Source organism: Streptomyces sp. NPDC041200, assembly GCF_055591805.1.
Genome location: NZ_JBVIZF010000077.1, coordinates 1 through 14,815 on the forward strand (window position 1 = coordinate 1; position 14,815 = coordinate 14,815).

14 protein-coding genes are annotated in these 14,815 nt (G+C 70.3%); 10 read left to right on the forward strand and 4 right to left on the reverse strand.

Translation table 11 applies throughout. The features are described 5' to 3' along the window. The first annotated feature begins 356 nt into the window (after positions 1 to 356). Positions 357 to 1,388 carry a LacI family DNA-binding transcriptional regulator gene (locus tag ACZ6CL_RS41830; RefSeq protein ID WP_468946547.1) on the forward strand — a complete coding sequence of 344 codons (1,032 nt, stop codon included), beginning with the start codon at positions 357 to 359 and terminating at the stop codon, positions 1,386 to 1,388. Between the two features lie 80 nt (positions 1,389 to 1,468). On the opposite strand, the gene ACZ6CL_RS41835 is transcribed toward ACZ6CL_RS41830, so the two are convergent. Next, the gene (locus ACZ6CL_RS41835; RefSeq protein WP_370443954.1) at positions 1,469 to 1,546 is read right to left on the reverse strand and encodes a 50S ribosomal protein bL37; all 78 of its coding nucleotides are present in this window, start codon (positions 1,544 to 1,546) and stop codon (positions 1,469 to 1,471) included. A gap of 169 nt (positions 1,547 to 1,715) precedes the next feature. Between ACZ6CL_RS41835 and ACZ6CL_RS41840 the strand changes: the two genes are divergently transcribed. From ACZ6CL_RS41840 to ACZ6CL_RS41850, 3 genes are read left to right on the forward strand one after another with little or no spacing between them, the layout of a single operon-like run. Then, positions 1,716 to 1,895 carry a CopG family transcriptional regulator gene (locus ACZ6CL_RS41840; RefSeq protein WP_468946548.1) on the forward strand — a complete coding sequence of 60 codons (180 nt, stop codon included), beginning with the start codon at positions 1,716 to 1,718 and terminating at the stop codon, positions 1,893 to 1,895. A 1-nt stretch (position 1,896) separates the two neighbouring features. Continuing rightward, positions 1,897 to 2,244: a VOC family protein gene (locus ACZ6CL_RS41845; protein ID WP_468946550.1), complete on the forward strand. Its 348-nt coding sequence runs from the start codon at positions 1,897 to 1,899 to the stop codon at positions 2,242 to 2,244. A gap of 21 nt (positions 2,245 to 2,265) precedes the next feature. Continuing rightward, positions 2,266 to 3,123, forward strand: coding sequence for a class I SAM-dependent methyltransferase (locus ACZ6CL_RS41850; protein WP_468946552.1), 858 nt, complete (start codon positions 2,266 to 2,268; stop codon positions 3,121 to 3,123). Here ACZ6CL_RS41850 and ACZ6CL_RS41855 read toward each other — a convergent pair. After that, complete coding sequence (locus ACZ6CL_RS41855) at positions 3,088 to 3,609, reverse strand: LysR substrate-binding domain-containing protein (protein ID WP_468946554.1); 522 nt, start codon at positions 3,607 to 3,609, stop codon at positions 3,088 to 3,090. The two genes, ACZ6CL_RS41850 and ACZ6CL_RS41855, sit on opposite strands and share 36 nt — an antisense overlap. A gap of 256 nt (positions 3,610 to 3,865) precedes the next feature. Between ACZ6CL_RS41855 and ACZ6CL_RS41860 the strand changes: the two genes are divergently transcribed. Continuing rightward, on the forward strand, positions 3,866 to 5,938 hold the full coding sequence (locus tag ACZ6CL_RS41860) for a SpoIIE family protein phosphatase (RefSeq protein ID WP_468946556.1): 2,073 nt from the start codon (positions 3,866 to 3,868) through the stop codon (positions 5,936 to 5,938). Here ACZ6CL_RS41860 and ACZ6CL_RS41865 read toward each other — a convergent pair. Continuing rightward, complete coding sequence (locus tag ACZ6CL_RS41865; RefSeq protein ID WP_468946559.1) at positions 5,922 to 6,617, reverse strand: type 1 glutamine amidotransferase domain-containing protein; 696 nt, start codon at positions 6,615 to 6,617, stop codon at positions 5,922 to 5,924. The two genes, ACZ6CL_RS41860 and ACZ6CL_RS41865, sit on opposite strands and share 17 nt — an antisense overlap. A 39-nt stretch (positions 6,618 to 6,656) precedes the next feature. Further along, on the reverse strand, positions 6,657 to 7,931 hold the full coding sequence (locus ACZ6CL_RS41870; protein ID WP_468946561.1) for an ROK family transcriptional regulator: 1,275 nt from the start codon (positions 7,929 to 7,931) through the stop codon (positions 6,657 to 6,659). Positions 7,932 to 8,168: 237 nt separating this feature from the next. Between ACZ6CL_RS41870 and ACZ6CL_RS41875 the strand changes: the two genes are divergently transcribed. The 5 genes from ACZ6CL_RS41875 to ACZ6CL_RS41895 all read left to right on the forward strand — a co-directional run. Beyond that, on the forward strand, positions 8,169 to 9,506 hold the full coding sequence (locus ACZ6CL_RS41875; protein ID WP_468946564.1) for an ABC transporter substrate-binding protein: 1,338 nt from the start codon (positions 8,169 to 8,171) through the stop codon (positions 9,504 to 9,506). A gap of 38 nt (positions 9,507 to 9,544) precedes the next feature. Further along, a complete protein-coding gene (locus ACZ6CL_RS41880; RefSeq protein WP_468946574.1) occupies positions 9,545 to 10,450 on the forward strand; it encodes a carbohydrate ABC transporter permease in 906 nt (301 codons plus the stop codon). Next, positions 10,451 to 11,347 carry a carbohydrate ABC transporter permease gene (locus ACZ6CL_RS41885; RefSeq protein WP_468946565.1) on the forward strand — a complete coding sequence of 299 codons (897 nt, stop codon included), beginning with the start codon at positions 10,451 to 10,453 and terminating at the stop codon, positions 11,345 to 11,347. It begins immediately after the preceding gene. A gap of 39 nt (positions 11,348 to 11,386) precedes the next feature. Continuing rightward, on the forward strand, positions 11,387 to 14,440 hold the full coding sequence (locus ACZ6CL_RS41890) for an alpha-mannosidase (RefSeq protein ID WP_468946568.1): 3,054 nt from the start codon (positions 11,387 to 11,389) through the stop codon (positions 14,438 to 14,440). 9 nt (positions 14,441 to 14,449) lie between these two features. Continuing rightward, positions 14,450 to 14,815 (forward strand): Sua5/YciO/YrdC/YwlC family protein (locus ACZ6CL_RS41895; protein ID WP_468946571.1); only part of this gene is annotated, 366 nt, incomplete at its 3' end.

A 14,815-nucleotide genomic window follows, 5' to 3' on the forward strand; every position in this document is an offset into this window, starting at 1 on the left:
TTCCGGACTCTTGGGCCTTCTTCCCGCCGGAGCTGGAACAGCCCGCGAGGATCAGGGCGGCCGAGGCGGCCACGGCCACGAGGGGGACGGCCCTTCGGGAGCGGGAGAGGAAAACGCGGTTCATGGCTCGTGCACCTCACTGTGCGACGGGGAGGGGGCGGAGAGGAGAGCAGACCGGAGCCGGGCATGCGGCGCCATGCGGTGTTCACACGCGCGGAGCCGGCTTCGCGGGAAACAACCAGGAGCGGCCAAGAGCGATTAAAGCGCTTTAAGTGCTGGTACTATCGACTCGTTTCACGAGCGTGTCAAGGCGTTGCGCGAGGAGATCACTGTCCGGAAGTGTCCGGGAGGTACAGGTGGACGAGGTCGATTCCGAGCGGCGCCAGAACGGTGCGAACAGGCGCCCCCGACTTGAGGACGTGGCGGCCCGCGTAGGCGTGTCCACCGCGTCCGTCTCGCTCGTACTGCGCGGCGTGTCCGGCCCCAGTGAGCGCACCCGGCAGCGGGTCCTGAAGGCCGCCGCCGAACTCGGCTACCAGGCGGACCGCACCGCCAGCCTGCTCGCCAGCAGGCGCACCCGGCTGCTCGGCGTCATGGTCGACGTCCACAGCCCCTACCACGCCGAACTGGTCGACTATCTGCACACGGCGGCCGAGGAGGTCGGCTACGACCTCGTCCTCAGCACCCTGACCCGGACCCGCGACGAACACACCGCCGTGGAAACCCTGCTGGCCTTCCGCAGCGAGGCGCTGATCCTCCTCGGCCCGACCGCCCCCGCCGACACCCTCGCCGCCCTCGACCGCAAGGCCCCGGTCATCGTCGTCGGCCGCCGGATCACCGACGAGCAACTGGATGTGGTCCGCACCGCGGACGACGAGGGCGTCGGCCAGATCGTCGACCACTTGGCGGGGCTCGGCCACCGTGCCATCGCCTACGTCGACGGCGGAAAGGGCGTCATCGCCACCGACCGGCGCCGCGGCTACCGCACGGCCATGCGCCGCCACGGGCTGGACCCGCACATCAGGATCCTGCGCGGCGACAACACCGAGGCGGCCGGTGAGCGCGCCGCCCGCCACCTTCTCGACGGCGCCGCCCTGCCCACCGCCGTGGTCGCCTTTAACGACCAGTGCGCCATCGGTGTCCTGACCGCCCTCTCCCGCGCCGGTGTCGCCGTCCCCGGCGAGGTGTCCGTGGCCGGATACGACGACGACACGCTCTCCCGGCTGAGCTGCTTCAACCTGACCACGGTCAGCCAGAACGCCGAGGAACAAGCCCGGCACGCGGTGGCCGCCGCGGTCGAGCGCCTCGACCAGGGCCGCACCGACCCCTGCGAGGTCGTACTGAGCCCGCACCTCGTCGTACGCGGCACCGTGGCCGAACCCGCCTGACCGCTCTCACAAAACGAAGGACTCCCCACGCGCCCTGCGCACGGGGAGTCCCTCATCGCCACTCGGCAGAGCGCCTCAGATCAGGACTGGGGGCGGCTACCGTGGTTGGCACCGTTCTTACGACGGGCCTTCTTCTTGCGACGTCGCTTCGACGACATGTCGCCCTCCTTCCAACGATGCTCTACCTGTGCCGATCACATCGGTGTTTCACGCGGTGATCATGGCGCGCATACCCAGCTCGCCACACCTCACGCTTGGCTTCATTGTGAAGCACCTCACGGCACACGCACGCCATGACCTAGCTTACTAGGATGCTAGCATCACGATGTGGGCGATGAGGACGTCAAGCAGTTCAACGTGTACCTGCCGATCGGGCTGATCAAGCAGGTCAAGTACCGCGCCATCGAGTCGGGCATGTCGTTGTCGGCGCTGGTCGCCGAGGCGCTGCGCGGCTATCTCGACGACGCCGGTGAATCCGGACAGCAATCGAACGAGCAGGAGACCTGACGTGGCGACCGAAGGCATCGAGGCCGTGTTCCTGACGACTCACAACTGGGGCAAGGCGGCCAAGTTCTTCCAGACACTCGGCTACGAGCTGGAGTTCGCGACGGACCACAGCTCGGGCCAGCTCCGCAACGGTGACGGGCCCTACGTGTTCATCGCCGAGGTCCCCCAGGACCAGGAGCCCGAGACGCGCATCGTGCTGAAGGTGCCCGACGCGGACGCGTTCCGCCCCGATCCGGCTGCCGTCGAGGTGGTCACGCCGTTCGAGGACACGCACTACGGGACCAGGGAGATGACCGTCCGCGACCCCGACGGGCGCGTGTGGAGCCTCCAGGCTCCCGCCGGGAACTGACCCACGGCGAAGGGAAACACCATGGCGAACGAGCAGGTCGAGGCGCCGGACAGCACCGCCGTGCGGACCGCGCTCTGGCGGGCCATGCATGTGCGGGTCGACCCGCCTCCGCATGTGATCGAGGACGAGATCGGGCTGCGGCTGGCGGATCCCGGCGAGGAGTGGCGGGACCGGCCGGACATGGATCCGCACGGCACCAGCGGGTTCCGGGCGGCCATGGTGGCGCGCGCCCGTTTCATCGAGGATCTGATCACCGAGCAGGCCGGGCGCGGGGTGGGCCAGTACGTCATCCTGGGAGCCGGATTGGACACCTTCGCCCAGCGCAGGCCGGACATCGCCGCCCACCTGCGGATCTTCGAGGTCGACCAGCCCGGGCCGCAGGCCTGGAAGCGCCGCCGCCTCACCGAACTCGGCTATGGCGTCCCGGAGTGGCTGCGTCTGGTGCCGTTCGACTTCGAAGCGGGCGGATCCTGGCTGGAGCGGCTGACCGCGGCCGGTTTCGATGCCGAGCGGCCCGCGGTCGTCGTCTCGACCGGCGTCAGCATGTACCTCACCAAGGACGCCACCACCGCCACCCTGCGCCGGATCGCCGGGCTCGCCCCCGGCTCGACGTTCGCCATGACCTTCCTGCTGCCGACCGGACTGGTCGACGACGCCGACCGCCCCGGCCTCCGGGCGAGCGAGGACGGCGCGCGCGCCTCCGGGACGCCGTTCATCAGCTTCTACACCCCGCCGGAGATGCTGGCCCTGGCCCGCGAAACCGGTTTCCGGGACGCCCGCCATGTGTCGGGCGCCTCGCACGCCGAGCGCTACTTCGCCGACCGCGCCGATGCTCTCCGTCCGTCAAGCGGAGAGGATCTGCTGCTGGCCACCACCTGACCTCCACAGGAGCCGTGTCGTGTGGTCGTGGAAGGCGTGGGCCGCGCCGTGCGAGGGGACCTCGGGCAGGACCAGGTGGACGGTGAGGGGTGGCGCGTCGGATACCGGGAGATACCTGATGCCGGGGTGCGGGTGGCTGTGTTCGGTGCCCTCGGCGGTGACCCCCACGGCGTCGCCGACCGCGATGGCGGTCAGCCATTCGTCGACGTTGGCGACGTCGAAGGTCCGGGGGCGTTGTCCGAGCGGCCAGAGGTCGGCGGTGGTGGCGGCGGTGGCGCAGAGCGCGACCGGCCGGGTGGCGAGGTCGGCCAGCCGTACGGCCGGGAGCTGCGCCAGCGGGTCGGTCTCAGACACGGCGGCCACCCGGTGTTCGCCGTAGAGGGGGAAGGACCGCAGGCCGGTGCCGGATGAGGGCTCTGTCCGCAGGAAGTCGCGGTGTTCCTCGCCGCGCTGCGCGCGGCCAGCACCGCGGAGGGACGCCGCCATCTGGACGCCGGTATCTGGCTGATCGCCACCCTGCTCGCCGTCTGGCCGTCTCCTGCTACGGCGAATTCGGCCCCCTCGCCACGCCGCCGCTGGGCGAGCCGTACGACCTGCTCGTCATCATCGCCCTCGCGCTGGTCAGCTACCGATGGGCCGTGCGCAGCGGCTTCCGCACCGAGCAACTCGACCGCGCCCTCGCGGAGAACTGTCCCTCGCCCCCCGAACCGCCCCGCGCCTGAGGTGGTACATCCCCTTTCAGGTGGGTAAGTGGGTTGATGTGCGCTGGCTGAGCGATGTCCGGACAGCGATAGCGTTCGCCCTGGTGGGGCCGCTGATCGTGTCGCTGGCGCTGGTGCCGTTCCGTACCGCCTTCCCCCGGACCGACGCGGCTCTCGTGCTGGTGGCCGTGGTGGTGGCCGTGGCCGCGCTGGGTTTCCGGAGCGCCGGTGTGATCGCGGCGCTGTCGGCCACCATCTGGTTCGACTTCTTCCTGACCCGCCCGTGGAGGGCGCTGTCCGTCACCAGCGCCCAGGAGGCGTGGACGGCCGCCCTGCTGCTGTGTATCGGTCTCGCCGTCTCGGAGCTGGCGGTACGCGCCCTCAGCCAGCGCGATCGGGCGCAGGCGGCACACGGCCGCCTCAAGCTGCTGCATGACGCCGGGACGGCCATCGGCGCAACGCTCGACGCGCAGCGGACCGCGCAGGAGCTGGCGCAGGTGGCGGTGGGCCGGTTCGCCGATTTCGTCACCGTCGATCTGGCGGTGTGCGTGCTGGCCGGGGAAGAGACGCCCTCGGACAGTGCCACGCAGGTGCGCCGGATGGCCCTGGCCGGGGCCCGCGACGACCATCCGCTGCTCCCCGTGGGCGGGCCGCCCCGGCTCGCCCTGTGCGGGGCGCGGTCCCGCGGCTCGCCGTGCGGACAGCCGAGGTTCGAACCCGATGTGCGGGCCCGCGCCGACTGGCAGGCGCTGGTCCCCGAGCACTCCGGGGCGGTGCTGGACTACGGCATGCGCTCGCTGATCACGGCTCCGCTGCGGGCGCGGGGCAGTGTGCTGGGGATGGTCGGTTTCTGGCGTACGCGGGACTCCCCGCCCTTCACGGAGAGCGATCTGTCCGACGCCGGGGAACTGGCCGTCAAGGCCGCCGTGGCCATCGACAACGCGCGCCGCTACACCCGTGAGCGGGCCACCGCGCTGACGCTGCAGCGCAATCTGCTGCCGCAGCATCTGCCCGGGCAGACGGCCGTCGGTGTGGCATCCCGCTATCTGCCCGCGGACGGGCGGGCCGGAGTGGGCGGCGACTGGTTCGATGTGATCCCGCTGTCCGGCAGCCGGGTGGCGCTCGTCGTCGGGGACGTGGTCGGCCATGGCATCAACGCGTCCGCCACCATGGGACGGCTGCGGACCGCCGTGCGCACCCTGGCCGATGTCGACCTGCCACCCGACGAACTCCTCACCCACCTCGACGATTTGGTCGTCCACTACACCGATGACGAGCAGGACGCCATCGATGACGAGGCCCTGGAGGCGGACGCGGCGACCACCGGCGGGGTGGGGGCGACCTGCCTGTACGCGGTCTACGACCCGGTCTCCCGGCACTGCGCGCTGGCCTCGGCAGGCCACCCGCTGCCCGTCCTCGTCCCCCCCGGCGGCCGGGCCGACCTGGTGCGCGGCTTCACCGGACCGCCGCTCGGCGTGGGCGGCCTCCCCTTCGAGACCACAGAGCTGGACCTGACCGCGGGCAGTGTCCTCGCCCTGTACTCCGACGGTCTGGTGCGCTCCAGCGACCGCGACATCGACGCGGGTCTGACCAAGCTGTGCGACGCGCTGTCGGTACCTGAGACATCACTGAACGATGCCTGCGACACCGTCCTGCGCGCGCTGGCGGACGACCGCCCGGCGGACGACATCACCCTGCTGCTCGCCCGTACCCGCGCCCTGGCCCCCGACCGGGTCGCCGACTGGGAGATCGCCGCCGACCCGGCCCTGGTCGTGCAGGCCCGGAAGCTGGCCGTGGAGCAGCTCGACGCCTGGGGGCTGTGGGATCTGACGTTCATCACCGAGCTGCTGGTCAGCGAGCTGGTCACCAATGCCGTCCGCTACGGCGCCGAGCCGATCCGGCTGCGGCTGATCCGCGACCGCAAGCTGATCTGCGAGGTGTCCGACGCCAGCAGCACCACACCCCATCTGCGCCGCACCCGCGTCTACGACGAGGGCGGCCGTGGCCTGGTGCTCGTGGCGCGGCTCAGCCACAACTGGGGGACCCGCCAGACCACCGCCGGGAAGACCATCTGGTGCGAGCAGCGGCTGCCGGACACTAGCCCAGCTTCTTGAGCAGTTCGGTGGCGAGGGCGGCCGAGGAGGCGGGGTTCTGGCCGGTGACCACGTTGCGGTCGACCTCGACGTGCGGCGCCCAGGCGTCGCCCACCTCGACGGTGAGCCCGGCCTCGGTCAGCCGGTCCTGCAGCAGCCACTTGGCGCCTGCGGCGCTGCCGGCCAGCTGCTCCTCGGTGTTGGTGAAAGCGGTGATCCGGTATCCGGCGTAGGCGTTGGTGCCGTCCTCCTTGACCGCCGCCAGCAGCGCGGCCGGGCCGTGGCACACCACGCCCACCGGCATCCCGGACTCCACGGCCCGGGTCAGGATCCGCCCGGAGTCGGCGTCGACCGCGAGGTCCTCCATGGGGCCGTGGCCGCCGGGGACGTACACCGCGTCGAAGTCCTCCAGCCGCACATCGGCCAGGACGGCGGGTCGCTGGAACTCGGCGGCGCTCTCCACCACCTTCGCGAGCCGTCCGGCCTCCTCGGCGCCACCGGCGGCCTCCGGCGCCAGGCTGACGGCGTCGACCGGCGAGACCACGCCGCCCGGAGTGGCCACGGTGACCTCGTGCCCGGCGGCCTTGAAGGCCTCCAGCGGGACGACGGCCTCTTCCGCCCAGAAACCCGTGGGGTGCGTGCTGCCGTCCGCCAGTGTCCACTCGTCGGCGCCGGTCATCACAAAAAGAATCTTCGCCATGGTTCTCTCCTCAGCGGTGTCGCGTTGCCTCCCCGCACACTAGGTCCGGTGATCGTTGAAAGCCCAATCAACGTGTCGCTCTCCGGCGCCCAGGAGCAGGTGCCAGCCAGGGGTGTAGGCGCTGTGCAGCACCAGCGAGGCCGCGCCGACGGCGCCGACCGCGTCCCCGATGAGGCTGGGCTCGATGGCGATGGTGCGCACGGCGCGGGCGATGGAACGATCATTGACCCAGGTGTCCATCGCCCGGCGGACCGTCTCCTCGATGTCGCGCAGCGCCTCGCCACCGAGCACGATGCGGCGGACGTCGAGCAGGTTCACCGCGGTCACCGCCGCCCGGCCGATGCACTCCGCCGCCCGGTCGACCGCCTCGGCGGCGTACGGGTCGCCCTTCGCCGCGGCGGCGCACAGCCTGCCCCAGTCGGCGCGGGTCTGCTTCGGGTCCAGGGTCAGGCCGAGCCGTTGGGCCTCGGGGCGGCCGTGCCGGGCGGCGAACGCGGCGAGGACCGCGTGGGGTGCCGCGTACGCCTCCAGGCAGCCGTGCGCACCGCAGTGGCATGCGGCCCCGCCCGACTCGACCACGACATGGCCGAACTCGCCCGCGTTGCCGGAGTTTCCCCGTAGCACGGAGTCCGCGAGCATGATCCCGCCACCGATCCCGGCACCCACGTACACGAAGAGGAAGTCGCCCGCCCGGTCCGCGCCTCCGGCCCAGCGCTCCCCTATCGCGGCGGCGGTGGCGTCGTTGTCCATCACCACGGGCAGTCCGGTCGCCCCGGCCAGCAGATCCGCGAGGGGAACATGGTGCCACGAGGGGAAGTTGGGCGGGTCGAGCACCATGCCACGCCGGCTGTCGATCGGCCCGGGCACGGCCACGCCCAGCCCGAGCACCCGGTCCAGTTCCACGCCCGACTGCCTGATCAGCGCCTCCACCCCGCGGCCCACCACCCGCACCAGCCGGTTCGGGTCGGTCTCGGACGAGGTGCGCAGCCTGCGGCGGCGCAGCACCCGGCCGGACAGGTCGAGCAGGACGGCGACCGTGGTGTCGGGGTCGAGATGGACGCCGACGGCGTACGCGGCCTCGGGGCGCAGCGACAGCAGCGTGCGTGGTTTGCCCCCGCGGGAGGGGGCCTGACCGGTCTCCTGGATCAGCCCCTCGCCGAGCAGCCTGCGCACCACGTTGGAGACGGTCTGGTTGGTGAGGCCGGTGGCCTCGGCCAGCTCGACCCGGCTCACGGACGTCCTTCTGCGCACGGCGTCCAGTACGACAGCGCGGTTGTATCCCCCGACCCGGGGGAGGTTGGTGCCCGTCCGCATGCGCCTGCGTGCCTCCGTCCGGTCTTCAGGGGCAACAGCGCCCGCGCGGGGCCATGGCCCGGTCGCGCGGGGTTTTGAAGGTACCGGAGAAATCGTGGCGCGCACCCGTTGACTTCATCAATCCATTGGATTTACTTTTCCGCACAACAGCACCACCGCCCTTGTTCTGCGAGGGCCCTCTCCTCCTGGGGAGCATCCGTGAAAGCGCACCACCTTAAGCCCCTTCTCATAGCCTCCTTGAGCGGATCTCTCGTCCTGCCGCTCGCCGCGTGTGGAAACAACAGCGCCTCCGGGTCCGGCGACACGATCAAGATCGCCTACCAGCGCAACATGGACAACAAGACCCGGATCATGGACAACTATCTGGCCGTGGTGAAGAAGCAATTCGAGAAGGCCAATCCCGGCAAGAAGGTCCAGCTGGTCCCCATCCAGGCGGCGGAGAACGACTACTACTCCAAGATCCAGCTGATGATGCGCTCGCCCCGCACCGCTCCGGACCTGGTCTACGAGGACACCTTCCTCATCAATTCCGACATCGCCAGCGGCTATCTGCGCCCGCTGGACGGCTATCTGAAGAACTGGGCGGACTGGAACCAGTTCGTGCCAACCGCGAAGGCCGCCGCCAAGGCGCAGGACGGCAAGACGTACGGCGTTCCGGACGGCACCGACACCCGCGGGCTGTGGTACAACAAGCAGCTCTTCCAGAAGGCCGGACTGCCGACCGACTGGCAGCCGAAGAGCTGGGACGACGTGCTCGACGCGGCCCGCGCCATCAAGAAGAAGCTCCCCGGGGTCACCCCGCTCAACGTCTACACGGGCAAGGCCGCGGGCGAGGCCACCAGCATGCAGGGCTTCGAGATGCTGCTCTACGGCACCGGCAAGGACCCGCTGTACGACCCGTCGTCGAAGAAGTGGGTCGTCGGCAGCAAGGGCATCACCGACTCGCTCAGCTTCGTGCAGAAGGTGTTCAAGGAGAAGCTCGGCCCCGACGTCGAGGACGCGCTCGACGCCAACTTCGGCAACACGGTGGCCACCGAGCTGCTGCCGAGCGGCAAGCTCGCGATCAACCTCGACGGGTCCTGGCTGGGCAACAACTGGATCAAGACCGGCGGCAAGCCGTGGCCGCAGTGGTCGACGGTGCTGGGCCAGGCCGCCATGCCGACCCAGAGCGGCACCGCTCCCGGCAAGGTCAGCCTGTCCGGCGGCTGGACCTGGGCCATTCCGACCAAGGCCCAGAACCCGGACCTGGCCTGGAAGTTCATCAAGACCCTGCAGACGAAGGACAACGCCGCCGAGTACGACGTGCGCAGCGCCAACATCGCCGTGCGCAAGGACGTGGCCGCCGACCCCGCGTACCAGAAGTCCATGCCCGGTATCGACTTCTTCACCGGGCTGGTGAAGTACACGTACTACCGCCCCGCGCTGCCCGCCTACCCGAAGGTGTCGACGGCGATCCAGGAAGCCATGGAAGCCGTGACGACCGGTGAGGCGAGCCCAGTCAAGGCCGCGAAGACGTACGCGGACGCGGTGAAGAGCGCGACCGACGGCGCCACCGTGGACCGCGCGGGCGGGTGAGGTTCCCGGTGACCACGCTGTCCGGCCCGGGTGCGGGAGTGCCCCTCCCGCACCCGCCCGGCTCCCCCTCCCGCGCGGGGCGCCGCGTCCGCCGCACCCTGCTGCGCGGCGCCCCGGTCGCCCCCTCGGTGATCCTGCTGCTGCTGTTCCTGGCCGGACCGATCGCGTACTGCGTCTATTACGCGTTCACCGATATGCAGCTCACCGGTTCCTCGGCGACGCACTTCGTCGGACTCGACAATTTCACCAAGGCGTTCCGCGATCCCGACTTCATCAACGCGGTAGTTCTGACCCTGGTCTTCACCATCGTCTCCTCGATCCTCGGACAGAATGTGCTGGGCCTGTCACTGGCCGCGCTGATGCGGAAAGCGTCACGGCGGGTGCGCACCGTGGCGAGTACCGTCGTGATCATCTCCTGGGTACTCCCGGAAGTGGTCGCCGCCTATCTGCTGTATGTGTTCTTCCGCAAGGAAGGCGAACTCAACGCGATATTGGGATTTCTCCATCTGCCGCAGCAGAACTGGCTCTACACCCTGCCCATCATCGCGGTCTCCCTGGCCAATGTATGGCGGGGCACGGCATTCTCGATGCTGGTGTACTCGGCGGCGCTCCAGGAGATTCCGAGCGATATCTCGGAGGCGGCGGAAGTGGACGGCGCGGGCCGGTGGCAGCGGCTGTGGCACATCACGCTGCCGATGATCCGCCGCTCGATCGGCACCAATCTGATGCTCAACACCCTGCAGACGCTGTCGGTGTTCGGCCTGATCTACGTCATGACCCGCGGCGGACCGGGCAACAAGAGCCAGACCCTGCCGCTGTACATGTACGAGCAGGCCTTCCAGAACAGTCTCATCGGGTACGGCACGGCGGTGGCCCTGATGCTGCTCGCGGTCGGCGCCCTGTTCTCCGTGCTGTATCTGCGGCTGCTGAAGACGGAGGTCTGAATGGCCGTCATCGCCTCCCCGAAGTCCATGGCCCCCCGCTCCCGCCCCAGCGCGGCGCCGCGTACCGCCCACCGCTCGCGGCGGAGCGCCGAGCGGGCCATGGTGAACGTGGTCCTGCTGCTGATCGCGGCGGCGTTCCTGGTGCCGCTGCTGTGGCTGGTCCTCGCCTCGCTGAACGGTACGGCCGGGCTGCGGGTCACCGCGCCGGACCCCTGGACGCTGACCAACTTCCGCCAGGTACTCAACGCCGACATCACCTTCCGGCCCATCCTCAACGGGCTGATCCTGTGCGGCGGCGCCACCGCGCTGTGCGTGGGGTGCGCCGTCCTGGCGGCCTATCCGCTGTCGCGGTACGAGTCGCGGTACAAGCGGCCGTTCCTGCTGACCATCCTGTTCGCCACCGGTCTGCCCATCACCGCGGTGATGGTCCCGGTGTACGGCATGTTCGTGCAGGTCAACCTGATCGACACGATGTACGGGACGGTCCTGTTCCTCGGCACGTCCGCGCTGCCGTTCGCGATCTGGCTGACGAAGAACTTCATGGACGGGGTGCCGCTGGTGCTGGAGGAGGCGGCATGGACCGACGGGGCGTCCGGGCTCCAGACGCTGCGCCGCGTGGTCCTCCCCCTGATGTGGCCGGGCATCACCGTGGTGACCATCTTCACCTTCCTGACCATGTGGGGAAACTTCTTCGTCCCGTTCTTCCTGCTGCTCTCCCCCGATCAGCTTCCGGCCTCGGTCAGCATCCTCAACTTCTTCGGCTCGCGCGGCACGGTGGAGTACGGGCAGCTCGCGGCCTTCTCGCTGCTGTATTCCACGCCCGTGGTCCTGCTGTACGTCGTGATGTCCCGTGTGCTGGGCGGGAGTTCGGCCCTCGGCGGCGCACTCAAGGGCTGAGCCGCACCCCCTTTCGCCACTTCCTGCGAGGAGCGTTTCATGCACGACGACCGGAGACTGGTCGAGGACCGCCTCGACCGTGTGCTGCGGGAGAGGATCCGCCCCGCCGTCCACCCCCTCTCCGTGCCGCTGGCGGTGGAGGTGTGGCACGCGCCCGGGGAGCCGGTGCCGGTGGCCGAGGGGCTGGCCGCGGCGTACGAACCCGCCCGGGTCGGTGACGTCTGGGGGCGGCCGTGGGGCACCAGTTGGTTCCGGCTGACGGGCACGGTGCCCCGCGAGTGGACCGGCCGACAGGTCGAGGCGGTGGTCGACCTCGGCTCCGGCGCCGGCAACGCGTTCGACTCCGTCAACCCGGGGTTCTCGGCGGAGGGCCTGGTGTACCGGCCGGACGGCACCGCGGTGAAGGGGCTGCACCCGCGCAGCACCTCCGTACCCGTGGCCGCGCCCGCGACCGGGGGCGAGCCCGTGCTGCTGCATGTGGAGGCCGCCGCCAACCCCCTGATCGCGGGTCCGGTGACCTGGCTCGGCGACACCGAGACCGCGCCTCAGGAGCCGCTGTACCGGCTGCGCCGGGCGGACCTCGCGGTCTTCGACCCGGTGGTCTGGGAGCTGGAGCGGGACCTGGAGGTCCTGGGCCAGCTCATGCACGAACTGCCGGTGGACGCCGAGCGCCGCTGGGGTGTGCTGCGCGCGGTGGAACGCGCCCTGGACGCCCTCGTCCTGGACGACGTGGGCGGCAGCGCGGCGGCGGCGCGGGAGTGGCTGGCCCCGGTGCTCGCCGCCCCGGCCACGTCCTCCGCGCACCGGGTGTCCGCGGTGGGCCACGCGCACATCGACTCGGCGTGGCTGTGGCCGCTGCGGGAGACGGTGCGCAAGGTGGCGCGCACCTGTTCCAACGTGGCGGCGCTGATGGACGGCCACCCGGAGTTCGTGTTCGCCATGTCGCAGGCGCAGCAGCTCGCCTGGATCAAGGAGCACCGGCCGGAGGTGTTCGCCCGGGTGCGGGAGAAGGTGGCGGCCGGGCAGTTCGTACCGGTCGGCGGGATGTGGGTGGAGTCGGACACCAACATGCCCGGCGGCGAGGCGCTGGCGCGGCAGTTCACCCACGGCAAGCGGTTCTTCCTGGAGGAGTTCGGGATCGAGACCGAGGAGGTGTGGCTGCCGGACTCGTTCGGCTACAGCGCCGCCCTGCCGCAGCTGGTGAAGCTGTCCGGGTCGAAGTGGTTTCTGACCCAGAAGATCTCGTGGAATCAGGCCAACCCCTTCCCGCACCACACCTTCTGGTGGGAAGGGCTGGACGGCAGCCGGGTGTTCACGCACTTCCCGCCGGTGGACACGTACAACGCGGAGTTCTCCGGCGCGGAGATGGCGCACGCGGCCCGCAACTTCCGGGACAAAGGGTCGGCGAACCGCTCGCTGGTGCCGTTCGGCTACGGCGACGGGGGCGGCGGCCCGACCCGGGAAATGCTCGCCCGGGCCCGGCGGCTGCGCAACCTGGAAGGTTCGCCGCGGGTCGAGATCGAACCGCCCGCGCGGTTCTTCGCCCAGGCCCAGGCGGAGTACCCGAACGCGCCGGTGTGGGTGGGCGAGCTGTATCTGGAGCTGCACCGGGGGACGTACACCTCACAGGCGAAGACGAAGCAGGGCAACCGGCGCAGTGAGGCACTGTTGCGCGAGGCTGAGCTGTGGGCGGCCACGGCGGCGGTGCGCACCGGTTTCGCGTATCCGTACGAGACGCTGGACCGGATCTGGAAGACGGTGCTGCTGCACCAGTTCCACGACATCCTGCCCGGCTCCTCGATCGCCTGGGTGCACCGCGAGGCGGCCCGGACCTACGCCCGGGTGGCGAAGGAACTGGAGGCGGTCATCGGGGCGGCGCAGCGGGCGCTGGCCGGGGACGCGGCCAGCGGCACCCGTGTGGTGTTCAACGCGGCACCACACGAACGAGGGGGCATCCCCGCGATGGGCGCGGCCCCCGCGGCCGGGCCCACCGGCCCGGCGGTGTCCGCCACCGGGGACCGGGAAGGCGGCTTCGTCCTCGACAACGGTCTGCTGCGGGTGACCGTGGACCGCCGCGGGCTGGTCACCTCCGTGTACGACATCACCGCCGGACGCGAGGCGATCGCCCCGGGCGGCGCCGCCAATCTGCTCCAGCTCCATCCCGACCTGCCCAACCACTGGGACGCCTGGGACGTGGACGCCTTCTACCGCAACACGGTCACCGACCTGACGGACGCCGACGAGGTGCGGCTCACCCATACGGGCGAGCCGGCGGCGGCGATTCGGGTGATCCGCACCTTCGGCTCCTCGCGCGTCGAGCAGTCACTGGTGCTGCGGGCCGGTGCCCGGCGGCTGGACATCGAGACGGACGTCGACTGGCACGAACGGGAGAAGCTGCTCAAGGCCACCTTCCCGGTGGATGTGCACGCGGACCGGTCGGCCGCCGAGACACAGTTCGGCCACGTGTTCCGGGCGACGCACACCAACACCAGCTGGGACGCGGCCAAGTTCGAGATCTGCGCCCACCGCTTCCTGCACGTGGGCGAGCCGGACTGGGGCGTGGCGCTGGTGAACGACTCGACGTACGGGCATGACGTCACCCGCGCCATGCGCGAGGACGGCGGGACGACGACCACCGTACGGCTGTCGCTGCTGCGCGCACCGCGCTTCCCCGACCCGGACACCGACCAGGGCAGGCACCGCTTCCGTTACGCCCTCGTCCCCGGGGCGGGCATCGCGGAGGCGGTGTGCGAGGGGTACCGCGTCAATCTGCCGGATCGTTCCGTGCCGGGTGACGCGGTGGTGGCGCCGCTCGTGGCGGTGGACGGCGATCCGGTGGTCGTGGAGTCGGTGAAGCTCGCCGACGACCGTTCGGGGGCGGTGGTGGTACGGCTCTACGAGGCGCTGGGGCGGAGGGCGCGGTCACGGGTGACCGCGGGGTTCCCCGTCGCCTCGGCTGTCGCCGTCGACCTGCTGGAGCGCCCGCTGCCGGACGCCGACGCGGCGTTCGAGGTGCCGGACGACGGCTCGGTGGCGCTCTCCTTGCGCCCTTTCCAGATCATCACTCTGCGCATGATCCCGACGATCGATTAGGCTCGGCAGATGGCGAAGTACTTCGATGTTCACCCCGACAATCCGCAAGCGCGCACCATCAGCAATGTGGCGGAAAGGATCCGTTCAGGCGCCCTCGTCGCCTATCCGACGGACTCCTGCTTCGCGCTGGGCTGCCAGATGGGCAACCGCGACGGCATCAGCCGCATCCGGTCGATCCGGAACCTCGACGACCGTCACCACTTCACCCTGGTGTGCCAGGATTTCGCGCAGCTGGGTCAGTTCGTGCACATCGACAAGGATGTGTTCCGGGCGATCAAGGCGTCGACGCCCGGCAGCTACACCTTCATCCTCCCCGCGACGAAGGAAGTGCCGCGGCAGCTGCCGCACCCGAAGAAGAAGACCGTCGGAGTCCGG